Annotated in this window: 19 protein-coding genes and 1 pseudogene; 13 read left to right on the top strand and 7 right to left on the bottom strand. The window is 67.4% G+C overall.

From position 1 onward, the window contains the following. Positions 1–289: transposase (locus D573_RS0111435; RefSeq protein ID WP_018939206.1), on the top strand; the 289-nt coding region annotated here is incomplete at its 5' end. Between the two features lie 3 nt (positions 290–292). Here D573_RS0111435 and D573_RS0111440 read toward each other — a convergent pair. Continuing rightward, positions 293–1,093 carry an enoyl-ACP reductase gene (locus tag D573_RS0111440; RefSeq protein WP_018938774.1) on the bottom strand — a complete coding sequence of 267 codons (801 nt, stop codon included), beginning with the start codon at positions 1,091–1,093 and terminating at the stop codon, positions 293–295. A 253-nt stretch (positions 1,094–1,346) separates the two neighbouring features. Between D573_RS0111440 and D573_RS0111445 the strand changes: the two genes are divergently transcribed. From D573_RS0111445 to D573_RS0111460, 4 genes are read left to right on the top strand one after another with little or no spacing between them, the layout of a single operon-like run. Continuing rightward, positions 1,347–3,206: a peptide-binding protein gene (locus D573_RS0111445; RefSeq protein WP_018938773.1), complete on the top strand. Its 1,860-nt coding sequence runs from the start codon at positions 1,347–1,349 to the stop codon at positions 3,204–3,206. Positions 3,207–3,253: 47 nt separating this feature from the next. Next, positions 3,254–4,633, top strand: a complete 1,380-nt coding sequence (locus D573_RS0111450; protein ID WP_018143944.1) for an ABC transporter permease — start codon at positions 3,254–3,256, stop codon at positions 4,631–4,633. Next, positions 4,626–5,894 (top strand): ABC transporter permease, encoded by a 1,269-nt coding sequence (locus tag D573_RS0111455; protein WP_018938772.1) that lies wholly within the window; start codon positions 4,626–4,628, stop codon positions 5,892–5,894. The genes D573_RS0111450 and D573_RS0111455 overlap by 8 nt, the downstream gene beginning before the upstream one ends. A gap of 2 nt (positions 5,895–5,896) precedes the next feature. After that, the gene (locus D573_RS0111460) at positions 5,897–7,513 is read left to right on the top strand and encodes an ABC transporter ATP-binding protein (RefSeq protein WP_018938771.1); all 1,617 of its coding nucleotides are present in this window, start codon (positions 5,897–5,899) and stop codon (positions 7,511–7,513) included. A gap of 150 nt (positions 7,514–7,663) precedes the next feature. Here the strand turns inward: D573_RS0111460 and mutM are convergent, their stop codons facing one another. The 3 genes from mutM to D573_RS0111475 are packed head-to-tail and all read right to left on the bottom strand — an operon-like array spanning position 7,664 to position 10,637. Continuing rightward, entirely contained in the window at positions 7,664–8,479 is an 816-nt protein-coding gene (gene mutM, locus D573_RS0111465) for a bifunctional DNA-formamidopyrimidine glycosylase/DNA-(apurinic or apyrimidinic site) lyase (RefSeq protein WP_018938770.1), read from the bottom strand. Next, positions 8,472–9,422 carry a hypothetical protein gene (locus tag D573_RS0111470; protein WP_018938769.1) on the bottom strand — a complete coding sequence of 317 codons (951 nt, stop codon included), beginning with the start codon at positions 9,420–9,422 and terminating at the stop codon, positions 8,472–8,474. The genes mutM and D573_RS0111470 overlap by 8 nt, the downstream gene beginning before the upstream one ends. After that, positions 9,423–10,637, bottom strand: a complete 1,215-nt coding sequence (locus tag D573_RS0111475; protein ID WP_018938768.1) for an EAL and HDOD domain-containing protein — start codon at positions 10,635–10,637, stop codon at positions 9,423–9,425. Between the two features lie 374 nt (positions 10,638–11,011). Here D573_RS0111475 and D573_RS0111480 point away from each other — a divergent pair, with 374 nt between their 5' ends. Then, complete coding sequence (locus D573_RS0111480; RefSeq protein WP_018143938.1) at positions 11,012–11,242, top strand: hypothetical protein; 231 nt, start codon at positions 11,012–11,014, stop codon at positions 11,240–11,242. Between the two features lie 245 nt (positions 11,243–11,487). On the opposite strand, the gene rpmG is transcribed toward D573_RS0111480, so the two are convergent. The 3 genes and pseudogenes from rpmG to D573_RS0111495 all read right to left on the bottom strand — a co-directional run bounded on the left by rpmG (position 11,488) and on the right by D573_RS0111495 (position 13,821). Next, a complete protein-coding gene (rpmG, locus tag D573_RS0111485; protein ID WP_017941410.1) occupies positions 11,488–11,658 on the bottom strand; it encodes a 50S ribosomal protein L33 in 171 nt (56 codons plus the stop codon). A gap of 12 nt (positions 11,659–11,670) precedes the next feature. Further along, entirely contained in the window at positions 11,671–11,907 is a 237-nt protein-coding gene (rpmB, locus tag D573_RS0111490; RefSeq protein WP_018143937.1) for a 50S ribosomal protein L28, read from the bottom strand. A gap of 169 nt (positions 11,908–12,076) precedes the next feature. Further along, positions 12,077–13,821, bottom strand: a pseudogene (locus D573_RS0111495) (putative bifunctional diguanylate cyclase/phosphodiesterase). A gap of 188 nt (positions 13,822–14,009) precedes the next feature. Between D573_RS0111495 and D573_RS0111500 the strand changes: the two are divergent. The 7 genes from D573_RS0111500 (at position 14,010) to D573_RS0111530 (ending at position 23,858) form a co-directional block, all read left to right on the top strand. After that, complete coding sequence (locus tag D573_RS0111500; protein WP_018143935.1) at positions 14,010–14,942, top strand: LysR family transcriptional regulator; 933 nt, start codon at positions 14,010–14,012, stop codon at positions 14,940–14,942. Between the two features lie 6 nt (positions 14,943–14,948). Continuing rightward, the gene (locus D573_RS0111505; protein WP_018143934.1) at positions 14,949–15,695 is read left to right on the top strand and encodes a type 1 glutamine amidotransferase; all 747 of its coding nucleotides are present in this window, start codon (positions 14,949–14,951) and stop codon (positions 15,693–15,695) included. Next, a complete protein-coding gene (locus D573_RS0111510) occupies positions 15,692–16,180 on the top strand; it encodes a hypothetical protein (RefSeq protein ID WP_018176059.1) in 489 nt (162 codons plus the stop codon). The genes D573_RS0111505 and D573_RS0111510 overlap by 4 nt, the downstream gene beginning before the upstream one ends. Then, entirely contained in the window at positions 16,177–17,286 is a 1,110-nt protein-coding gene (locus D573_RS0111515) for an AI-2E family transporter (RefSeq protein ID WP_018176058.1), read from the top strand. Before D573_RS0111510 ends, D573_RS0111515 begins: the two co-directional genes overlap by 4 nt. A 77-nt stretch (positions 17,287–17,363) precedes the next feature. After that, entirely contained in the window at positions 17,364–18,905 is a 1,542-nt protein-coding gene (locus D573_RS0111520; protein WP_018143931.1) for an Rne/Rng family ribonuclease, read from the top strand. Positions 18,906–19,051: 146 nt separating this feature from the next. After that, entirely contained in the window at positions 19,052–22,963 is a 3,912-nt protein-coding gene (locus tag D573_RS0111525) for a YhdP family protein (protein WP_038039857.1), read from the top strand. Between the two features lie 64 nt (positions 22,964–23,027). Then, positions 23,028–23,858: a carbon-nitrogen hydrolase family protein gene (locus D573_RS0111530; RefSeq protein WP_018176056.1), complete on the top strand. Its 831-nt coding sequence runs from the start codon at positions 23,028–23,030 to the stop codon at positions 23,856–23,858. Positions 23,859–23,871: the final 13 nt, after the last annotated feature.

A 23,871-nucleotide genomic window follows, 5' to 3' on the forward strand; every position in this document is an offset into this window, starting at 1 on the left:
ACTCAAGAGACTGTGGTTCCAGCGCAGCCCCGAGCGGACGCACCAGGCGTGGCGGCAATGGGTGCAGCAAGCGCACGAGAGCGGAATCCAGGCCCTGCAGCGCTTCGCACGCCTGCTGGAGCCCTACCTGCCCGGCATCGTCTCGCGCTGCCGCCACCGGCTGAACACCAGCGTCGTCGAGGGCATTAACAACACGATCAAGGTCATCAAGCGTCGGGCCTATGGCTATCGCGACCAGGAATACTTCTTCCTCAAAATCCGCGCAGCCTTCCCCGGTAATGCTCGATGAACCTTATTTTTCGAGGCCGATCTCGGCGGCGCCCAGGCCGACCGTGTTGTAGCCGGAGTCGACGTACATCACTTCGCCGGTGATCCCGGAGGCAAGATCGGAGCAGAGGAAGGCGCCGGCGTTGCCGACCTGATCCGTGGTGACGTTCCGGCGCAGCGGTGCGTTGGCCTGGACGTGATCCAGGATGCGCTTGAAGTCGCCGATGCCGGAGGCCGCCAGGGTGCGGATCGGACCCGCGGAGATCGCGTTCACCCGGGTGCTTTCCGGCCCCAGGGTGTAGGCCAGGTAACGCACATTGGCCTCCAGGCTCGCCTTGGCCAGGCCCATCACGTTGTAGTTGGGCATCGAGCGCTCGGCGCCCAGATAGCTGAGGGTGAGGATGGAGGCGTCGCGGTCCTTCATCATGCCGCGCCCGGCCTTGGCCAGCGCGGCCAGGCTGTAGGAGCTGACATCGTGCGCGATGCGGAAGCCGTCGCGGGTCATGTTGTCGAGGAAGTCCCCCTCCAGCTGCTCCTTGGGCGCGAAAGCGACCGAGTGCACCAGGATGTCGACCCCGTCCCAGTAATTGTCCAGGTGCTCGAAGACCTGTTCGATCTCGCGATCGTCCTCGACGTTACAGGGCACGAGGATGTCGGAGTCGAAATCCGCAACCAGCTTCTCGACGCGATCGCGCAGGCGTTCGTTCTGGTAGGTGAAGGCGAGTTCGGCGCCCTCGCGATGCATGGCCGCGGCAATGCCGTAGGCGATGGAGCGGTTGCTGGCCACGCCGACGATCAGTGCGCGTTTGCCCTTGAGAAAACCCATGTAAAACTCCTTGATTCTGATCCGTGCCGACGCACCCGGGCGGGTCGTCTCGACGGCGCCCGACCGCGAGCGGAACCGGGGACGGACGCGACTGTCTTCGGGATCATACCGATGTGCCGCAAGTGCGGCCAGCATCCGATGAGCCGCAGGGAATGGCTTGCTATAGTGCGAACACTTGCGGTCTTCAGGGCCGCCCACCCGGCGTCCCGGAATCGGGCCTGCCGGACTGCCACCGCAGCAACCCGGAGGCCTTGTGAGTCGTCATTTTGGTTGGATCGTGACCCTGATCGTGCTGGGTATCCTGCTGTTGCTGGTGATGGTCCAGATCGACCGCCAGTGGCAACGCATGGCCTCCATGCAGAACACCATGACCGAGCAGGCCCGGGACCTCCGTGCATTGCGGCGCAGCCTGCAGGGCCTGGAATCCGACCTGGCCTCCGGGCGCTTCGCCGGGATGGATGGCGAGCGTGCCGCGCGGGCGGACGACGTTCCCTCGGCGTTCCGGCGAGCGGCGCGCGCGGCCGAGCAGGAGGACTACGCCGAGGGTGACTGGCTGGTGCAGGCCTTTGGCACGGGGCTGGCGACCATCACGCCGTATGTCTCCTCCGATGCCTATGCCTCCGAGGTGCAGAACTACGTGCTGGAGTCGCTCGTGGTGCGCGACCCGGAGACGCTGGAGTGGCAGGGGTTGCTGGCCGAATCCTGGGAGTTCGACGATACCGGTACCGAGCTGACCTTCCGCCTGCGCCCGGGGCTGCAGTTCTCCGATGGGGAGCCGCTGACGGCCGAGGATATCCGCTTCACCTTCGATTTCCTGATGACCGACGCCATCGCGGTGCCGCGGGCGAGGGCCTTCCTTGAGAAGATCGAGGCGGTCGAGGCCGTCGACGCGCGCACGGTGCGGTTCGTATTCGAGGAGCCATACTTCGACGCCATGCGGGTGGCGGGCGGCCTAGATGTCCTGCCGGAACACTTCTATGGGCGCTACCTGGAGGATCCGGAGACCTTCAACGAGTCGCGCGGCATCCTGCTGGGGTCGGGACCCTACCGCATGGAGGATCCGACCGGCTGGACCCCGGATGCCGGCCGTATCGAACTGGAGCGCAACCCGCGTTACTGGGGACCGGTGGAGCCGTCGCTGGATCGGCTGGTGTGGCGGGTCATCCAGAATGACAGTGCGCGCCTGACCACCTTCCGCAATCGCGATATCGACGTGTACGGGGCGCGTCCACGCGAATACGCCCGGCTGCGCGACGACGAGGCCCTGCGCGAGCGCGCGGATACCCACGAGTACATGAGCCCCACGGCCGGCTATTCCTACATTGCCTGGAACCAGCAGCGCGATGGCGAGCCGACGCGTTTCGCCGACCCGCGGGTGCGCAAGGCGATGAGCTACCTGACCGACGTTGACCGGCTGATCGAGGAGGTCATGCTGGGGTATGCCGAGCGCGCGATCTCTCCGTTTTCGCCGCGCAGCGATCAGCACAATCCGGATATCGATCCGATCCCCTATGATGTCGAGCGTGCCCTGGAACTGCTGGCCGAGGCCGGCTTCCGCGAACGCAATCGCGATGGCGTGCTGGTCAACGAGGACGGCGAGCCGTTCTCCTTCGAGTTGTCGTATTTCCAGGACAACGAGGACACCCGCCGCATCGCGCTGTTCCTGCGCGACCTCTTTGCGCGGGCCGGGATCGAGATGCGCCCGTCGCCGACCGAGTGGTCGGTGATGCTGGAACAAATCACCCGCCAGGATTTCGATGCCATCACCCTGGGCTGGACCAGCGGTGTGGAGGTGGATATTTACCAGATGTTCCACTCCAGTCAGGTGGTTTCCGGTGGCGACAACTTCATCCACTACCAGAATCCCGAGCTGGATGCGGTGATCGAGGCGGCGCGTGGCGAGGTGGACGAGCCCGCGCGCATGGAGCTTTGGCGCGAGGCCGAGCGCATCCTGCACGAGGACCAGCCGTATACCTTCCTGATGCGGCGCCAGACCCTGGCCTTCATCGACCGACGCATCCAGAACCTGGAGCAGACCGCGCTGGGGCTCAACCTGGGGGCGGTGCCGCTGGAGATCTACGTCCCGTTCGAATCGCAGCGGTACGGGCAGTAGCCGGCGATGCCCATGGAAGCTGAAGCGGCAGGGGAGCGCCGCACGCGATGCTGACCTACATCCTGCGCCGCATGCTCCTGATGGTGCCGACCCTGTTCGGGATCACCGTGGTCGTGTTTGCGGTGATGGCGGCCGCGCCCGGTGGGATCAGCGCCCTGACGCTGGTCGAAGGGCAGGGCCTGGAGCCCCAGGCACAGAAGGCGATGGAGGACTACTACAACCAGCTCTACGGGCTGGATCAGCCGGCCCCGGTGCAGTTCGGGCGCTGGCTGAACAACATCTCGCCGATCGGATTTGCCCAGGACGCGGACGGCTCGCTCACCGGCTGGCCACACTTCAAGGTCCCCAATCTGGGCACCAGTTTCCGCTATGGCCGGCCGGTGATCGATCTGGTGGCCGAACGCTTGCCGATCACGTTGCTGCTGAACGTACTCTCCATCCCGCTGATCTACATCGTTGCGGTTGCGGTGGGGGTTCGCGCGGCCACCCAGCATGGCCAGGCCTTCGATTCGCAGTCTGGCGTCGTGCTGCTGGCCCTGTGGTCGGTGCCCACCATGCTGGCCGGCGTGTTGCTGATCGGCTTCTTTGCCTCCGACCAGTTCTGGCAGTGGTTCCCCACCGGGGGGCTCAGCCAGCGCGCGGCGCTGGACATGACGTTCCTGCCCACGGTGGAGGTGGTCTGGGCGTTGCCGTTGTTGCTGATCCTGCCGTTTCTGGGGGTGGCGCTGGGGATCTACCTTGCGCGCTACCTGCCCGCCCGTATCCGCGGCGGAGTCGGGGCGGCACTCGGGGCCGTCTGCGGCTGGCTGATGTTCCGCGATCTGGCACCGGCCGGGATGGTCAGTACCGCAGTGGCCGTGCTTCTCGGGGGCGGAGTGGGCTGGATGATGGCGCACAGTGATTGGGGCGTCCTGCGCGGGTTTTATCTGGGCACCCTGGGGCTGGGTGCCGGGCTGGCGCTGGCGCTGGGTCTGGCGCCGGGCCATATGGTGCCGGGCTTCCTGCTGGACCGGGCCTGGCACCTGGTATTGCCAGTGCTGTGCCTGTCCTACGGCGGGCTGGCATTCCTGGCCAAGCTTTCGCGTTCGGCGGTGCTGGAGAACCTGACCTCGGATTACGCGCGTACGGCGCGCGCCAAGGGGGTGGCCGAGCACGACGTGCTGTGGCGTCACGTGTTCCGCAATTCCCTGCTGCCACTGATCACCGTGTCGGCCACGCTGCTGCCCTCGCTGCTGGCCGGCTCGGTGATCGTGGAGGCGATCTTCTCCATTGATGGCATGGGCAAGCTGGCGGTGGAAGCCGTGCAGACGCGCGACCGCGAGCTGGTGCTGTCGATCACCCTGATCTCGGGCGTGCTGACCCTGGTGGGCTATCTGCTGGCGGATCTGGCCTACGCCATCGTCGATCCGCGGGTGAGCTATGACTGAGACCGCGCACAACGCGCAGCAGGCGGAGCGCCGCAGCCGTTCCTGGGCCCGGCGCGTGGTGGGCGAGATCCTGCTGCGCTGGGGCGCCCGCCTCGGGATTGGCTGGATCGCGCTGCTGACCTTGGTCGCGGTCCTCGCGCCGGTGCTGGCGAATTCCCACCCGCTGCTGGTGCAGACTGCCGACGGCGCGTGGGCGCTGCCGTTTCTGCGCTACCTGACGGCGGCGGACGTCACCCTGTTTGGTTTGCTGGTGCTGGCACTGATCTTCTGGCGTCTGCCCGGGCGGCCATGGCGGCGCTTCGGTCTCTGGGCGGTGCTGGGCGCGGTGCTGGGCGTGGTGGCCTGGCAGACGGTGTCGCCGCCGTCGCTGGTGATTCACGAGCAGTACCGCGAGGCCGAGGTGATGGGCGAGTATCAGCGGGTAATCCGCGCGCCGATCCCGTACTCGCCGCGCGACTACCTGCGCGATTACGCCGATACCGGGCTGGAGGCCCCGCGCGAGTCCCCGGATCGGGTGCACTGGTTCGGTACGGACGATACCGGCGCCGACGTGCTCTCGCGCATGATCCACGCCACGCGCATCGCGCTCTCCATTGGCTTCATCGCGACCGGGATTGCGCTGGGGATCGGGGTGATCCTGGGTGGGCTGATGGGCTATTTCTCGGGGATCGTGGACATGATCGGGATGCGCCTGGTGGAGATCTTCGAGGCCATCCCGACGCTGTTCCTGCTGTTGACCTTCGTCGCCTTCTTCGGCCGTTCGCTGTACCTGATGATGCTGATCATCGGCCTGACCTCATGGTCCGGCTACGCCCGCTATGTGCGTGCCGAGTTCCTGCGCCTGCGTCAGCAGGACTTCGTGCAGGGGGCCATCGCCTCGGGGCTGTCGCTGCCGTCTATCCTGTTCCGGCACATGCTGCCGAACGGCATCGCCCCGATCCTGGTCGCGGCCAGTTTTGGCGTCGCCTCCGCGATCCTCGCCGAGGCGACCCTGTCGTTCCTCGGCCTCGGACTGGTGGATGACCCCTCCTGGGGCCAGATGCTGAACCAGGCGGTGCAGAGCTCCACCTTCAACTGGTGGATGGCGGCCTTCCCCGGGGGCGCGATCTTCCTGACCGTGTTTGCCTACAACCTCATCGGCGAGGCCCTGCGTGACGCAGTGGACCCGCATGCCCGCTCCGCGGCGCGCACCGCCAATCGCGATGATGGTGCGCGCCCGGCGGCCGGGGCCACCAGCGCCACCAGTGGCGGGGTGCGCTGACCATGCTGGAGGTGCGCAATCTGCAGATTCGCCACCGCGACGGCGAGGCGGCGCTGGTGGAGGATGTGAGCTTCGCCATCCGCGAGGGCGAGCTGTTTGCCCTGGTCGGGGAGTCGGGCTCCGGCAAGTCGATCACGGCGCTGGCCATCATGCGTCTGCTGGATGCGGGCTTCGAAAGGCCCTCGGGCGAGGCCTGGCTGGCCGGACGCGAAGGCCGCCAGGAGTTGCTGGGGCTTCCCAGCGCGGTGATGCAGCACGTGCGCGGCGACCGCGTCGGCATGATCTTCCAGGAGCCGATGACCTCCCTGAACCCGGTGCTGAAGGTGGGCGATCAGATCGAGGAGGTGCTGCGCCTGCATCGCCCGCAGATGAGTTCGGAGCAGCGTGCGGCGCGCACCCTCGAGGTCTTGAGCGAGGTGCAGTTGCCGAACCCCGAACAGCGCCGCGACGAGTACCCGCACAAGCTCTCCGGCGGCCAGCGCCAGCGGGTGATGATTGCCATGGCCCTGGTTGCCGAGCCGGACCTGCTGATCGCGGACGAGCCGACCACCGCGCTGGACGTCACCATTCAGGCCGAGATCCTGAAGCTGATCGACCACCTGCGCGAGAAGAACGGCATGGCGGTCCTGCTGATCACCCACGACTTCGGCGTGGTGGCCTCGGTGGCCGACCGCGTGGCGGTGATGCGCCAGGGGCGCCTGGTGGAGCAGGGGGAGTGCCTGCCGCTGTTGCGCGCTCCGCAGGACGCCTACACCCGCAAGCTGATCCAGGCGCTGCCGGAGAACCTGCCCCCGCTGCCGCCGGTGCCGGGCGCGGGGCGCGAAGCACTGTTGCAGGTGTCCGGCCTGCAGGTGCACTTCCCGGTGCTGAAGGGCCTGATGCGTCGCCAGGTGGATGTGGTGCGGGCGGTGGATGACGTCAGTTTCGAGCTGGAGAATGGCGAGGTGCTGGCGGTAGTGGGGGAGTCCGGCTGTGGCAAGACCACCCTGGGCCGCGCGATCCTGCGCCTGATCGAGCCGACCGGTGGCGAGATCCGCTACCGGGGCGAGTCGTTGACCCACATGGCACGCAAGCCGTTGCGCCGGCTGCGGCGGCACCTGCAGGTGGTGTTCCAGGACCCGGCCTCGTCGCTGAACCCGCGCCTGAACGTGCTGACGCTGCTGACCGAGCCGATGGCGGTGCACGGCATCGGCGCCAATCAGGATGAGCGGATTGCGCTGGCCGGGAAGGTGCTGGATCAGGTGGCGTTGCCGGAGGACACCCTGTGGCGCTATCCGCACGAGTTCTCCGGTGGCCAGCGCCAGCGTATCGCCATCGCGCGGGCCCTGGTGCTGGACCCGGACGTGATCATCTGCGACGAGGTGACCAGCGCGCTGGACGTATCCGTCCAGGCAGAGGTGCTGCAGATCCTGGGCCGGCTACGCGCGGAGCGACGTCTGGCGATTATCTTCATCACCCACGACATGGGCGTGGTCGAGTACTTCTCCGACCGCATGCTGGTGATGCACGACGGGCGCATGGAGGAGATCGGCGCCACCGCTGATGTGCTGGCCAATCCGCAGGCCGACTACACCCGCCACCTGCTGGATGCCGTGCCGCGCGTCTCGCGTTATCTGTAAGGCCGCCAGCGCTGTGCGGTGCACGGCCACCGTCTGGCGGTTGCGGGTCGCTCACCGTGGCGGATCCTTTCCTGGTGTTCTCTGCGTGTGTTCCGTGGCCGGTGCGGTGAACAACGGCCTTTCCGCTCTGCTGACCCGTGTGGGGTCGATCTACTTCTGGCAGGTGGGGCAGTAGCTGCTGGCGCGCTGGCCGATGCGGCGCGTGTGCAATACCTCGGCGCAGACCGGGCAAGGCTCGCCGGCCCGGCCGTAGACGCGCAGCGACTGGCGGAAGTAGCCGTGGGTACCGTCCTCGTGCAGGAAGTCGCGCAGGGTGGTCCCGCCCTGTTCAATGGCCGCCGCCAGCACCGCCTTGATGTGGATTGCCAGGCGCTCGTATTCGGCACGCGTGACACGTCCAGCCGCGCGCCCGGGCCGAACGCCGGCGAGGAACAGGGCCTCGGTGGCGTAGATGTTGCCCACTCCTACCACGATCGCCTGGTCCATGATGAAGGCCTTGACCGGGCCCCGGCGGCCGCGGCTGCGGCGGAACAGGGAGTCGCCATCGAATTCCGGGTCCAGGGGTTCCGGGCCGAGGCCGGCCAGCAAGGCGTGGGGTCCGGCGCCCTCGGGGAGCGGCAGGCAACAGCCGAAGCGGCGCGGGTCGTGCAGGCGAACCTGGTAGCCGTTGTCCAGGTGCAGGGTCAGGTGATCGTGCCGGCGCAAAGGCGTCTCGGGCGTGCAGTGGCGCAGGCTCCCGGACATCCCGAGATGCAGCAGGAGGCCGGTACGATCGGTCTCCAGCAACAGGTACTTGGCGCGCCGGGTCAGGCTGCGGACCCGGGCGCCGGCCAGTTGCTGCACCAGCTCCGGCGGCACCGGCCAGCGCAGGCGCGGCTCGCGGACCTCGAAGGCCGTGATGCGGCGCCCGGCCAGCAGGGGGGCGAGCCCGCGCCGGGTGGTCTCGACCTCGGGCAGTTCAGGCATGCACGCCCTCGATTTCCAGCAGCAGCTCGCGCCGGCAGACGTCGCCGCGGACCCACTGGACGATCGGCCCCGGATGGACGTCGTGGTAGTGCTCGGCGAGGACCGCGGCGACCTTGGGCCGGTCTTCCGGATGTCGCAGGTAGACGCGCAGCCAGGTCGGGCGTGGCAGTTCGTGGCCAGCGGTGTCATGCAGGGACCGCAAGTTGGCCAGGGTCTCGCGTGCCTGGGCGACGACGTCATCGGGGTGACGGCTTTCGTGGCCGACGATGCTGGCGGTGCCGGAGAGCAGGATGAGTGGGCCGTCCGCGGTTTCCAGCCGGGTCGCGCGGGCGAAGGTCGGGCTCTTCGGGCTGTAGCGCGCCGGGTAATGATAGGCGCTGACCTGACGCGGGTTCTCCAGGGACTCGGCCGGGGTGCGAGTGGCGATCAGGTAGATGACCAGCTGGCGCTGGTCGCTCCCGATGGCCGTGGCGGCCGGCATGCTGGCCAGCGGGATCTCCAGGGTCTCAAGCGCGGTGGCGCGGCCCATGCAGAAGGCCTGATAGCGTTCCAGCCCGTCCTCCTCGGCATGGATGTCGCCAAAGTAGTTCCATACGCGTGCCAAATGCTCGAAGCCGCGCGCTCGGCAGGCGGCCAGCAGGGCGCGGTAGGCGTGTTCGGTCTGTTCCCGGAGGCCGTTATCCGGCCCGCTCCAGGTCGCGAAGAGGACGTCCTCGTGTTCCAGCAGGCGGACGGGCCCCTCGTGGATCGGCGTTGGCGTGCCGCTGGCGGTCCAGTACTCGACATAGTGATCCGGCGCCAGGGGGTGCAGGCCCGGGCGGATCTCCAGGTGGCCGGGTCCGCTGTCGACCCCGGCGGGTTCGCGCAGCCGGATGTGCATTCCCGTTTCGGGGCCGGCGGCGGCTTCCGGCATGAGCTGGCTGCGCAGGGTAAGGGGGGGCATCTAGTTCTCCGCCAGCGAGGCGAGCAAATCTTCGGTCCAGCGTACGGCCTCCAGGTAAAGGCGGCTGGAGACCGGCGCCGGGACCGGGGCATTCGTGTTGTCCAGCGGGGGTGTCGGGCCTTCGAAGGCGGCGATGGTCGCCAGCAGCGGTGCCAGCGGTCCTGTGCCTTCCGTCAGGGCCTGTTCCATTTCGGTGGACAGGCGGAGTTCTCCCAGGATGTGTCGCAGCGGTACCCCCAGCACGCGATCCATCCCGGAGAGCATGCCGAGAGTGAAGTAGCGCTCGCACTCCTCGGGGTGGAGGCCCAGGGCGCGCGCCATCAGCATGCCCATACGGGCACGGATCATGACCTGCTCGAGCCCGTGGGTGGGATTGCCGGTACCACGCAGTACCATCAGCATCGCCAGGCGTTTGATGCGCCCCTGGCCCAGGCGCAGGATCGCGTTGTAGAGCGAATCGGTCGGGCGAGAGCCGCGATAGGCCGGGCTGTTGGCGATGCGCAGCAGCTGGATGGCGAGCCCGGGCTCGGCGGCGATCAGTTCCTCCAGCTCGGCCGGCGTCGGATCCGGCGCCTGTAGCGCGCGCAGGAGGCGCAGCAGGGCCACTTCCAGGCTCTCCAGGCGCTGTCCCTCGATTACGTGGGGGAAGGACAGGTGAAAGCCCTGGAACAGGCTGAAGCCAAGGGCCTGACAGCGCGCATAGTCCTCGGCCGTTTCGACCTTTTCGGCCAGCAGTTCCACGTCGAAGGCGCCCAGGTTGGTGACTTCCTGCTCCAGGCGCTGGCCGCCCAGGGCGAGCACATCGAGCTTGACCAGGTCGGCCAGTTCGACCAGTTCGGAATGGCTCTCCTGAAACTGGTAGTCATCCAGTGCGATGCGAAAGCCCTGGGCCTTCAGTCGGCGTACCGCGGCGATGACCTCGGCGTCGATCTCGATATCCTCGAGGATCTCCAGCACGATCTGTTCCGGAGGCAGGCTGGTGATGACCTCGTGTTCGAGAAAGCCGCGGGTGAGATTGATGAAGGCCAGGTGTTCGCCGACCAGGTGTTGGAGACCGATGTCGATGAAGGCGCTGCGCAGGAGATCGGAGGTGGCCAGGTCGCCGTCGGTGACCGAGGCGGCATCCAGATGCCCGGCGCGAAACAGGAGCTCGAAGCCGATCAGATTCTCCTGATCGTCAAAGATGGGTTGCCGGCCGACAAAAATTGGTTGCATGCTTGCGCTAGGGAAACACTGATTAATGTACACGCTCGCGCTCGAGTCGCTTTGGCGTGCGAACAAGGCGCGGTGATGGCCGTGCAGTCAGTCTGCACAAGAGGGCCGCAAGGCTGTGCGTCCGCCCGTTTTCGTCAACAACGGGCGGACCAGCCTCGGTGTTCAATCGCTTGCGGGGTTGGTGTCCCGGGTTCCCCGATCCTGCGGTGCGCCGCTTGCGGGTGGCATCACTCCCCGCTGCTCGACGCGCCGGGTCGCGGAAAACCTGAGGTACCAACGCGAGCGTGTACATTAATCAGTGTTTCCCTTGGTCAAAAACGGATGGTCGGCCACGACTGCGTGCGGCAGGCCGGCTCGGGAGGGACATAAGCACCATGGATTCGATTGATGCGCCATTTGGAGAAGTCGTGGAGTTGCGCCAGATCCTGCACGACTCGGGGGTCCCGCTGCTGCGGGTCATTATCCGCGATGGCGGGCGTTATACCAAGATCGAACTGGACCCGGCGACGGCTCACCGCTGGGGCCGCGTGATGACGCGCTGGGCGGAAACCGCCGCCGAGGGTGCCGCGACGCCAGGGGATGGCGGACAGCCGGATCCGGTCTGAGCCCGCATCAACGGGGGATATGGCTGGATGCATACGCGCTCGAGGCGATCTCGAGCGCGGACCGGGCGCGCTGAGCGAGGCGTGCCCGAGCCCCGCGAGCCGATTGCAAGTGGTAAACGGTGCGCTAACGCGAATGCGTTTGCCGGTTCGTTTCTCGCTCGCGCCAACGCAAAAAGGCCCGGAACCGCGTAGGCGGGCCGGGCCTTTTTTCGCCTGCTGTCAGGCAATCGAGCCGATAGGCGCGATTACTTGATCTTGGCTTCCTTGTACATCACGTGCTTGCGGACGACGGGATCAAACTTCTTGATCTCCATCTTCTCGGGCATGTTCCGCTTGTTCTTGGACGTGGTGTAGAAGTGCCCGGTGCCGGCGGAGGACACCAGGCGGATCTTGTCGCGTGCGGACTTGGCAGCCATCGTGAAGCCTCCTTAGACCTTTTCACCGCGGGCACGGCAGTCCGCCAGGACCGCGTCGATGCCGCGCTTGTCGATAATCCGCATGCCCTTGCAGCTAAGGCGCAGGCGTACGAAGCGGTTCTCGCTCTCCACCCAGAAACGGTGGAAATGCAGATTGGGCAGGAAGCGCCGCCGCGTCTTGCGGTGAGCGTGAGAAACGTTGTTACCGGTCGCCGGGCGTTTGCCGGTCACCTGACATACTCGGGCCATCGGGGGACTCCGGAATTTGGGTCTACCAGAAAGACGGCGGACTATAGCGTAGCCCCGGGGCGGGTGCAAGGGAGGCGCTGATCAATTCGGGAACATTCGCGGCGGTTTTGGGGCAGGACGCCGTGCCCCGAAAGGCCAATCGGTTCGAGTGTGAACGTGAACGAGCCGGTTAGCGGTTGTTTGCTCGCTTGAGGGCCGCTCCCTCATCGGTCTCCGGGCACAGGCCGGGTACGAGGCCCCGGTCGTGGGCCCAGGCGATGATCGCCTCCAGTGGCATCGGGCGGGCGATGCCGAAGCCCTGAGCCGCGTTGCATCCGTAGTCGCGCAGCCACGCCAGGGTGGCCGCGTCCTCGGCCCCCTCGGCGACCACCTTGAGGCCCAGGTCCCGGGCCAGGCTGATGCTGGCGCGAGTAATCTGCTCGTCGACCGGGTGCTCCAGCATTTGCCGTACAAAGGCCTGATCGATCTTGAGAGTCGTCACCGGCATGCGTTTGAGGTAGGCCAGCGACGAATAACCGGTGCCGAAGTCGTCGATGGCGAGTTCCAGTCCGGCCTCGGTCAGGCGACGCAGGGCCCGGATCACCTCGTCCGGGTCCGCCATCAGGGCGGTCTCGGTGAATTCGAGTTCCAGGGCGCAGGGTGGAAGCCCCGAGACGCGAACCTTCTCCAGCAGGCGATCGGCAAATCCGGGGTCGAGGAAGTTGCGCGCCGAGATGTTCACGCTGACGGGCATGTCCAGGCCTTCGGCGCGCAGGCGGGCGATGTCGGCCAGTGCGAGATCAAGGACCCGGTCGGTGAGGCTGTGGATCAGTCCGGTGCGCTCGGCCGATGGGATGAACCGGTCGGGAGCGATGCGGCCGCGAACTGGGTGTTCCCAGCGTAGCAGGGCCTCCAGGCCCATCACCTGATCGCTCGCGAGATTGACCTTCGGCTGGTAGTGCAGGCTTAGCTGGCCGTCGTCCAGTGCGCTTTGCAACTCGCCCAGGAGTTCCACGGTGTACAGGCTGTGCTCGTTGCTGCGGCGGTTGTAACTGCGGTAGCGGCGCCCCGAGTGACTGGCCTCGTGCATCGCCATCCAGGCCTTGGTCAGCAGTCGGGTGGGTTCATCCTGCTCGTGAAAGGGGAAGGAGGAGACGCCCGCGTGGGCCCCGAGATAGACCGGGATCTCGAAGACCTCGAAAGGCGTTTGCAGGCATTCGATCGCGGCGCGTGTGACGGCGAGGGTCTCTTTGCGGCTGCGGTGCGGCAGGATCAGGGCGAAGTGATCGTCGTGGATGTGGAACACGGTCGCCCCGGCGGGCTCGGCCACTGCCTGCAGGCGCTCGGCAATGGATCGCAGCAGCGGACGCTCGGCGGCGAAGCCCAGGGCGCCAATGCTGTCCGGGTAGTTGTCCATCTGCAGGCTGATGACGAACACGCGGGTGGCCGCGGCTTGCGGGGCGTCGGCCTGGTGCATCAGTTGCCGGGCGTATTGTTCCAGTGACTCGCGATTCGGCAGGCCGGTAACCGGATTGTTGTAGGCCTGTTCCAGAAGCCGTTCGGAGTGGCGGCGCAGGGTGTCGAACAGCCAGCCAGAGAATCCCCCGAGGACGATGTAGATGCCGGTGCGCGTGAGCCAGTTCAATGCGGGTTGAGCCGCCCCGGTGGCGGTATCCAGGGGCATGAACGGACCCAGGAGCAGCCCCGCCAGCAGCCCGAAGGCCAGCCCGCCCCACAGCCCGAACAGGGCGGCCCCCAGCAGCACCGGGATGAGGATGAAGTTGAGGTAGGCAGTGGAGGTGCCGCCGGTCTCGTAGCGATCAGCGCGACCAGCGCCATCAGGAGCGGGACGGCAGCGGCCCCGGCGAGTCGCCAGCCTCCGGGGATCCCCTGTGAGCGGGCATGCGACCAGGCGGAAAACGGAGGCGGCGCCATTTCGCTTCCTTCGGCTTGCGCCATTGGGTTGCCGCCTCGTTTATAGACGTTACGGTCGGGTTTTGTGTATGCGGTCCGGAATCGCCGCGTCGCGAGAAGTGGTCGCTGTTGCCGGTCGCGGGGGCTTGGTAGCATTCCTCGACCAGGGTTTCCCTGATTGTCTGGAACCTTCTACTTGGCGGAGCGGCATGGCCGATCGGCGTTTGCAGGTCTTTCTTACGGTGGCACGGTTGCTGTCCTTCACCCGCGCCGCCGAGGTGCTGCACATGACGCAGCCCGCGGTCACCTTTCAGGTGCGCCAGTTGGAGGAACAGCTGGATACCCGACTGTTCGACCGCAACCACAATCGAGTCACCCTGACCGATGCCGGACGGCTGGTACAACGATATGCCGAACGCATCTTTGACACCTATGGCGAGATGGAGGCCGCGCTGCGCGAACTGAAGGGCGCGGACGGCGGGGCGCTGGTGATCGGCGCCAGTACCACGGTGGCGGAATACATGCTGCCGGCGCTGCTGGGCGCATTCCGCCGCGAGCATCCGGATATCGGCATACGCCTGCGGGTGGGCAATACCGAGAATGTCGTGGTGATGGTCGAGGAGGGCAGTGTCGATCTCGGCATCGTCGAGGCCCCGGTGACCCACCGCAGCCTGCAGGTCCAGCCCTGTCTGGTGGACCAGCTGCGGCTGATCGTGCCGCCGGAACACGAGCTGGCCCGGCGCGACACGGTGACCGTCGCCGACTTCATCGAACGCCCATTCATATGCCGCGAGGAGGGTTCCGGGACCCGCGAGGTCATCATGGAGTACCTTGGGCGCGCCGGATACGACCGCAGCAGTCTGCGCGGCTGCATGGAACTGGGCAGCCCGGAGGCAATCAAGGGCGCGGTGGTGGCCGGCATGGGGGTCTCGGTGCTGTCCGAGGCGGTGGTGGCCAAGGAACTGGCCCTTGGCGAACTGGTGGCGTTGCCGCTGTCGCCGCCGCTGGAACGGCCGATCTCGCTGGTGCATGCGCGGCAGAAGTTCCGCGTACCCACGCTGGAGGTGCTGATGCAGTTCCTGCGCGGGTACTGCACCGGTCAGCGTCCGCTCGCCCCCGCATCAGAACTCAAACAGGATTGACGTGACATGAAGAACTACTGCGTGGTGCAGCATACCTATTCCGAGTTTCTCGGCCTGATCGAGTCGCAGCTGGAGAAGCGCGACATCGGCTTCTCCTACTACCGACCGTTCGTGGGTCAGGACCTGCCGGGCTCCGCGGCCCAGTTCGACGGGCTGTGGCTGCTGGGCGGCGCCTGGCCGACGGCGGATCACGAGGAGAATCCGCAGGTCCCGGACGAGCTGTCGCTGATCGATATCTTCCGCCGCTCGAAGCGTCCGGTGGTGGGCGTCGGTATGGGCGGGCTGCTGGTGGCCGAGCAGGCCGGTGGCACGGCGCACGAGGACCCGATGTACCGCGCCCGCTTCGTGACCGCGCACAAGACCGCGGCCGGGGAAGGCGACGCACTGGCCGAGGCCCTGGATGGCCGGCGGGTGCTGCAGCTGGTCAACGGCCGCGTCGACCTGCCGGAGGACGTGCAGCCGATCCTGGTGGACGACGACGGCGACTGGCTGGCGATCCGGCCGGACGAGCTGACCTATGGCATGCTGTTCCGACCCGAGGTGAAGCCCGGGATGCTCGAGGACATCATCATGGAGGCGCGGCACAATCCGCCGCCGAACATGGGCGAGCTCCTGGGCGAGGCGCGCATGGAATGGGGCGAGATGCAGAAGGTGACCGAAGACGTGCTGGTGGCCCTGGTGAAGACGCTGGGCCTGATGCAGGAACGCCGCAAGATGCCGGTGTTCAGCCTGAAGATCGAGGACGAGGGATGATTCCACCCCTGGGCATGGGCAACGAGGGGAGCCCGTCCGGGGGCGATCTCGGGTCGGTGCTCGGCGGTGCGCGCAAGAAAGGCCGGGAAGACCCGGCCAAGGCGATCGCCGAGATCGCCGCGCGGCTGTCGACCGAGGATCAGGCCAGCCTGCTGAAATTCGCCCGCTTTCTGGAACAGGAATCGCCGGCCCCCGCGCCGGAACCGGTCCCCGAGCCGGAGCCGATCCCGCGCCCAGAGAGCGAGTCGGTGATCAAGGCGATGCGCCGGCTTTCCGCGACCTATCCCATGCTGGATCGCTCCAAACTGCTGAACGAGACCTCGGCCCTGATGGGCCAGCACGTGATGCAGGGGCGCCCGGCGGTGGAGGTGATCGACGAGCTGGAGGGGGTCTTTCGTGCCCACTACGAGAAGGCCGTCGTCCAGGATCCGGCCCGCCAGGCGAATCCCGATAACGGAGGGGAGTCGGGGGAACCCTCGCGATGATCGATATCCTGCGCCAGTGGTACCAGCGCCATTTCACCGACCCACAGGTGGTGATCCTGGCGTTTCTGCTGCTTGTGGGATTCCTGATCATCGTCTTTGCCGGGCGCATCCTGGCGCCGCTGCTGGCCTCGCTGATCATCGCCTACCTGCTGGAGGGGGCGGTGCGCAAGCTGGTCTTTTTGCACATCCCGCGCATCCTCGCGGTCACCATCGTCCTTTTGGCCTTCCTGGCGCTGACGGTGGCGGCGCTGTTCAGCGTGGTGCCGCTGATGTCGGCCCAGGTGACCCAGCTGGTACGCGAGCTGCCGGGAATGATCTCCGAGGGCCAGAACCTGCTGCTGCAGCTGCCCGAGCGCTACCCGCAACTGATCAGTGACGATCAGGTATTCGAGCTGATGGGGGCCATCCGCGCCGAGGCGACCCTGTTGGGGCAGCGCGTGGTGTCGTTCTCCCTGTCCTCGGCGCGGCATCTGGTGGATGTGGTGATCTACCTGATCGTGGTCCCGCTGATGGTGTTCTTCATGCTGAAGGACCGCGACCTGATCCTGAACTGGATCCGTGGCTTCATGCCGCAGGACACCCACTTGGCCAGCGAGGTCTGGCGCGAGGTGAACCTGAAGATCGCCAGCTACGTGCGCGGCAAATTTATCGAGATCGTGATCGTCTGGGCGGTCACCTTCCTTACCTTCAACTGGTTCGGTCTGGAATACGCCGTACTGCTGTCGTTCATGGTCGGCATCTCGGTCATCGTCCCGTACATCGGCGCGGCCGTGGTGACCATCCCGGTGGCGGCGGTCGCATACTTCCAGTTCGGCCTGAGCTCCGAGTTCGCCTGGGTACTGATTGCCTACGGGGTGATCCAGTTCATCGACGGCAACGTGCTGGTGCCGCTGCTGTTTTCGGAGGTCGTCAACCTGCACCCGGTGGCGATCATCGCCGCGGTGTTTGTGTTCGGCGGCATCTGGGGGCTTTGGGGGGTATTCTTTGCCATCCCGCTGGCGACGCTGGTGCATGCGGTGATCAAGTCCTGGCCGCGCGCCCAGCGGCCGCCGCCGGAGTCCACTGGAGAGCCGGCGGCCGCCGCGGCCGAAGCTGCCACCAAGTAGCCCGACATCCCTGATCGCCGGCCCGCCCGTGTGCGGGTTCGGCGGTCTGCCCGTGACATCAAGAACAAGAAGAACGCATGACCGGAACCGAGATCCTGATGAATGTGACGCCCCAGGAGAGCCGAGTGGCCCTGGTGGAAAATGGCGTCCTGACCGAACTGCACCTGGAGCGCGCCCGCCGCCGCGGGATCGTGGGGAACATCTACAAGGGCCGGGTGGTGCGGGTACTGCCGGGCATGGATGCGGCCTTCGTCGATATCGGGCTGGAGCGCACGGCCTTTCTGCATGCCTCCGACGTGGCCCCGGTGGAGCGCGAGGAGCTCAATGGCAACGGCCCGTCTGCCAGCGACGCCCCTGCGGCGCCCGTGGCCGGCGGCAATGGCACCGGCACGCCGGCCCCGGTGGTGCGCGAGGGTATCCGCGAGCTGCTGCGCGAGGGGCAGGAGGTCCTGGTGCAGGCAGTCAAGGACCCGCTGGGCTCCAAGGGCGCGCGGCTTACCACCTATATCACCCTGCCGTCGCGCAATCTGGTGCTGATGCCGAACCAGTCCAATGTCGGTGTGAGTACGCGCATCGAGGACGAGGGCGTGCGCGCACGGCTGCGTGCATCCATCGAGCAGTTGCGTGACGAGCTGGCGCCGCAGCACGGCTTTATCGTGCGCACGGCCGCAGAGCTGGCCGACCACGAGGCCATGTATAACGACACGGCGTTCCTGAAGAAGGTCTGGGATACCCTGCAGGAGCAGGCTGTCGGAGCCCCGCCGGGGACCGAGGTCTACGCCGATCTGCCGCTGGTGGAGCGCATCCTGCGCGACATGGTGGGGGGCGATATCGAGCGTATCCGCATCGATTCGCGCGAGACCTATCAGAAGGTCTGCGGCTTCGTCGAGCGCTACCTGCCGGAGCTGATCGGCCGGATCGAACACTATCCGGGCGAGCGCCCGATCTTCGACCTGTTCAACGTCGAGGAGGAGATCCACCGTGCCCTAGAGCGCAAGGTGGAACTGAAATCCGGTGGCTACCTGATCTTCGACCAGACCGAGGCGATGACCACGGTGGACATCAACACCGGCGGTTTCGTCGGCCATCGCAAGCTCGAAGAGACCATCTTCAAGACCAATCTGGAGGCCGCGCAGGCGATCGGTCGCCAGCTGCGCCTGCGCAATCTCGGCGGGATCATCATTATCGATTTCATCGACATGCAGGACGACGAGCACAAGCGCCAGGTGATCCGCGCGCTGGAAAAGGCCCTGGAACGCGATCATGTGAAGACCCAGACCTGCGACGTGTCGCCGCTGGGCCTGGTGGAGATGACCCGCAAGCGCACCCGCGAGAGCCTGGAGCACCAGATGTGCGAGCCCTGCCAGGTGTGCAGCGGGCGTGGCTATCTGAAGTCGGCCGAGACGGTGTGCTACGAGCTGTTCCGCGAGATCCTGCGCGAGGTGCGTCAGTACGATGCGCGCGAGCTGCGCGTGCTGGCCTCGCAGAACGTGATCGACCTGTTGCTGGACGAGGAATCCGCCAGCCTGGCCGAGTTGCAGAGCTTTGTCGGCATTCCGATCCGCTTCCAGGTGGAGACGCTGTACACCCAGGAACAGTTCGACGTGGTCTTCGTCTGATCTACAAGTAGATTAAGTAGACAGGCACCCGGTCCCCGTCTCCGTCAGGGAGGAAGAGGCGCGAAGATGAATCGCCAGTGCGGACCCAGCACGGATACGGGTCCCGGTCGGCCGGGCGGGTCGGATTGCGCCTTCCCGGTGGAGAAATGAGACGCCTGTCACAACTCCTGAGGGTGGCGCTGGGCGCCCTCCTGGCGCTGATCATCGTGATCGTGCTGCTGCGCCTGGCGCTTCCGCACTGGGATGGCCTGCACGCCTGGGTGGAGGATACCGCCAGCGAGCAGCTCGAGCGCGAGGTCACGGCCGCAGGGATCGAGCTCGGTTGGACCGGCTGGTCGCCGGCGCTGGTGGCGCGCGATGTCCGCGTGGCGATGCCGGATGGTGAACCGGTCGCCATCGACCACCTCGGGGTCGCGCTGAGCGTCGGGGCCAGTCTGCGTAGTCGCCATCCATCCTTCACAGTGCATGTTCGGGGCGTCGAGCTGCGCTTGGTACGCCACGCCGACGGACGCTTTTCCCTGCACGGTCGCGAGCTTGGCATGGGCGAGGGCCGCTTGTTCACGCTCCCCGTGGAGCAGTGGCCGGATGTCGAGGCCGAGGCCATCCGGTTGGTCTGGGACGATCGCAGCGCCGGCCTGGAGTCCGATGCGCGACTGGACCGGGCCGCCCTGCGCACCGCGCATGACGGGTCGCTGCGGATGCACCTCGAAGGGGTGCTGGATGGCGAGGCCGCGGGCGGGCACTTCGAATTGGGGCTGAAGGCCCCCGCAGCGGATTTGCGGGATGCGCGCTTCTTCCTGCGGGCCGATGCGGTCGACCTGACCGCCTGGCAGCCGTGGCTGGCCTACCTCGGCTGGCCCGCGCCCGAGGGCACGGCCGCACTGCGTCTGTGGGGCGGACTCGACGACGGGCGCATGGCCTGGCTGCGCGGGGAGCACGAAACCACCCTCAATCTGGCCGGGGAACCGGTCGGCCCGGCCATCGGACATCGTTTCGATTGGCGGGTGCAGGAGGATCGCCACCGCTCGTCCTGGAGCGGGACCCAGCCCGGTTCCGGCGATCTGCGACTCGCCTATCGCCTGGAGGGCAAGCCGGAGGGGCTGGTGGTGGACGCGGTGGAAATGGCCGCGCGCGATCTCGAAGTGGAACCCTACGCGCCGCTGCTCACGCTGCTTCAGGATGCGGCGCCCGAGTTGGCGGAGCGGATCGCGGACCTGCATCCGCGCGGCACCCTGGACTTCGCCCGGCTGGAGGCCCGCCGCGAGGATGGCCGTCTGGAGCCTGTCTGGGCGGAGGCCGACGTGCATGACCTTGGCTGGCGCGCGGGGGATCACGGGCTTGGGGTGCAGGGTGCCTCGGGCTATATGCAATGGCGCCGTGGCGGTGTGGAACTGCTGCTGGACAGCCGCGACCTGCAGATCGACCTGCCGCGTGTGCTGGCCGATCCGGTGCCGCTGGATACGGTGCGCGGACGGCTGCGTGCCGAGCGCGATGACGCCGGACACTGGCGCCTGGCGGGCGAGGGCCTGAATGCCGCCAATGCCCATGCCGCGGTTCGCGGCCGCCTGCGGGTGCTGCTGGATGGTCACGCGGCCGGACCCCGGGTGGATATTGCGATGGACATTCTGCGTGCCGACGGTGATCACACCGCGCGCTACCTGCCGCTTTACCACCTGCCGGACAACACCTACCAGTGGCTGGTGGACAGCATCGTTACGGGCACGTCCTCCGGCGGCGGCATGGCCTATCGCGGGCGCGGGAAAGACTTCCCGTTCGCCGGCGACGAGGGTGTGTTTGATCTCTGGGCGGATGTCGAGGCGGGTATCCTCGACTATCAGGAGGGCTGGCCGCAGGCCGAGGACCTCAGTGGCCGGGTCCTGTTCCACAACGCGAGCTTCCGCGCCGAGGGTGCGCGCGGGCGCATTCTGGACACCGAGGTGCGCGCCACCCGGATCGGGATCGAGGACATGGAGCATGCGGTCCTCGAACTGGAAGGCACGGCAGAGGGCGATGCGGCGGACCTTCTGGCCTACCTGCGCCAGGCCGAGCTGCTGGAAGACGCCGCCGAACTCCGTGACCAGGCGCGGCTGGACGGGCCGACCCGGCTGGGTCTGTCGCTGAACCTCCCGCTGCAGGCGGGCCGAATGGCCGAGACCCGCGTCGCCGGTGAGCTGGACCTGCGGGGTATCCGCGCCGAGGTCTCGGGCTGGCCGACCATGCTCGAGGCCGTGGAGGGACGGGTCGAGTTCGATACTGCGGATCGCGTGACGGCCGACGGGGTCACCGCGCGGGTTCACGGCGAGACGGTGACGCTGGGGGCGGACTGGCCGCTGGATGGCGAGACGGCGCGGTTGACGGCGCGCGGTCCGCAACCCCTGGCCCCGTGGCTGGAGGACTTCCCGGAGCTTGCGCCCTATCTCGACGGCTCGGCGCACTGGGATGCCCAGCTGCGCTTGGGGCCGGCGGTGGACGGGGTTCGTCTGGAGTTGCGCTCAGACCTGGTCGGGGTCGCGATCGACTGGCCGGAGCCGATCGGCAAGTCCGCGTCTGCGGCCCGCGAGCTGGAGCTGGAGCTGCCGCTCGGGCATGACGGCGCCGGCATCGGCCACCTGACGCTGGGTCAGGTGTTGCGGGCGCACTTGCGTCTGTCGCCGGCAGCCGCGCCCGAGGACCCGGCCGTACGGGGTGCCGAGCCGCGTACGGCGGCGCGCGGGATCGGTTTGCAGGCGATGGCGCTGGAGATCGGCGCGCCGTGGGCGGGTGCCCTGGCCTTGCCGGGGGAGGGGGTCTCGGTGCGGGCGCGTCTGCCGGAGTTGGCGGTCGACCCTTGGCTCAAGGCCCTGAGCGAGGCCCCCTGGGGCGGCGATGTGAATCTGGGCGCGGCCAGCCAGAATGCCGGGGAAACCGCGGGAGCGGTCGCGTTGACCCGCCTGGAACTGGATATCCGCGACCGGATCCGCTGGGGCGAGCAGGACCTTCCCGGTGTGCGCTTTCTCGGTCGACGCGGGGATGCGGGCTGGGATCTGGAGGCCACTTCCGACTGGCTGGCGGGCGAGGCACGCTGGCGCCCGATGGGTGCGGGCGGGCACGACCGCTGGGAGGCGCACGTGCGCCACCTGGTCCTGGAGGATCTTGAGTGGGACGGCGAGCCGAACCCCGATCCCGGGGTGAAGCCCGTCGCAGTCGGGGGCTTCGAGGACCCGCGCGTGTGGCCGGCCGTGGACTTGACCCTCGACAGCCTGGCGCTGGGGGATTACCGTTTCGCGGACATCGAGCTGGGGCTGGAGCCGCAGCCGAACGGTCTGGTCGTCCGGGACCTGGAGCTGCGGACCCTGGAAGGTGACCTGCACGCAGACGCCGTCGGGGTCTGGCGGGTGACCACCGGCGGTCTGCCGGAGACGCGCCTGGACGTGAGCCTCTCCGGCGGTGACTGGGGCCGGGCGCTCGAGTCGGCGGGGTTGTCGCGTGCGATGGTCGGCGGGAGCGGTGACGGTTCGCTGTCGCTGACCTGGCCGGGGCCGCTGTATGCCCCGCGCCTCGCGCAGCTGGCGGGCTCCATGGAACTCTCCCTGGAGGACGGGCGTCTGGCGGATGTCGAGCCGGGCGCCGGCCGCCTGCTCGGCCTGGTGAGCCTGGACGTGTTGCCGCGGCGGCTGCGGCTGGATTTCCGCGACGTGTTCACCGAAGGCCTGACCTTCAGCGAACTGACCGCGGAGGCGACACTGCGCGATGGTGATCTCTACGTGCCGGCCCTGCGCATGGAAGGGCCCTCGGCGCGCGTACGCCTGAGTGGTCGCACCGGGCTGGTGGCGCGCGACTACGATCACGAGATCGTGGTGGTGCCCAGCCTGCGTACCGCGCTGCCAATCGTCGGGGCGCTGGTGGGCGGGCCGGTGACCGGGGTCGTGGTGCTGCTTGCGGAACGCGTGCTGGGGATTGGGGATCAGATAGAAGAGGCGGCCCGTGTCGAATATTCGGTGACGGGCCCCTGGGACGACCCACAGGTGCGCGTGCTGGTACAACCGGCCGCGGGAGCCGATGGGGCTGACAACGACTAACGCCGGCAGGGATCGGCGTTGCGGGTGCCATAACCGGCCCCGGTAACCAGATGATCGGAGCGACATGACTCAGGTAGCGGCCATCCAGATGGCCTCCGGACCCCAGCCCCAGGCGAACCTTCTGGAGGCAAAGCGACTGCTGCAGGAGGCCGCCGACAAGGGCGCCCGATTGGCCGTCCTGCCGGAGAACTTTGCCTTCATGGGCATGCAGGACACCGACATCCTCGGGATCGCGGAGGTGGCCGATGGTGCCGGCCCGCTGCAGGCGTTCCTTGCGGAGCAGGCCCGGCGCCTAGGGTTGTGGATTGTTGGCGGGACCATCCCGCTGCAGACCCCGGACTCCGAGCGGGTGCGTTCGGCCTGTCTGGTGTTTGACGACCGCGGGCAGCAGGTGGCGCGCTACGACAAGATCCACCTGTTCGATGTGTGCCTGCCGGACAGCACCGAGGCCTATACCGAGTCCAAGGTCTTCGAGCGGGGTGACCAGGTGGTGGTCGTCGATACGCCGGTCGGCCGCATGGGCCTGGCGATCTGCTACGACCTGCGCTTCCCCGAGCTGTTCCGGGCCCTGCTGGACCAGAATGCGGAATGGGTCGCCCTGCCGGCGGCCTTCACCGCCCAGACTGGGCAGGCGCACTGGGACGTGTTGCTGCGGGCGCGCGCAATCGAGAACCAGTACTACATGCTCTCGGCGGCCCAGGGCGGCTTCCACGTGAACGGCCGCGAAACCTACGGCCACAGTGCGCTGGTAGACCCCTGGGGTCGGGTGGTCGGTCAGTTGCAGCGCAACCCCGGGGTACTGCTGGCGAACCTGGACCCGACCCAGGCCGCGCGCATCCGGAGCAGCTTCCCGGCAGTGGACCACCGCCGCCTGCCGTGCCCTAAAACCACCTGACCCCGCACCCTGG

This window comes from Thioalkalivibrio sp. AKL9, assembly GCF_000377825.1.
In the GTDB taxonomy this organism is placed as follows: Bacteria; Pseudomonadota; Gammaproteobacteria; order Ectothiorhodospirales; family Ectothiorhodospiraceae; genus Thioalkalivibrio; species Thioalkalivibrio versutus.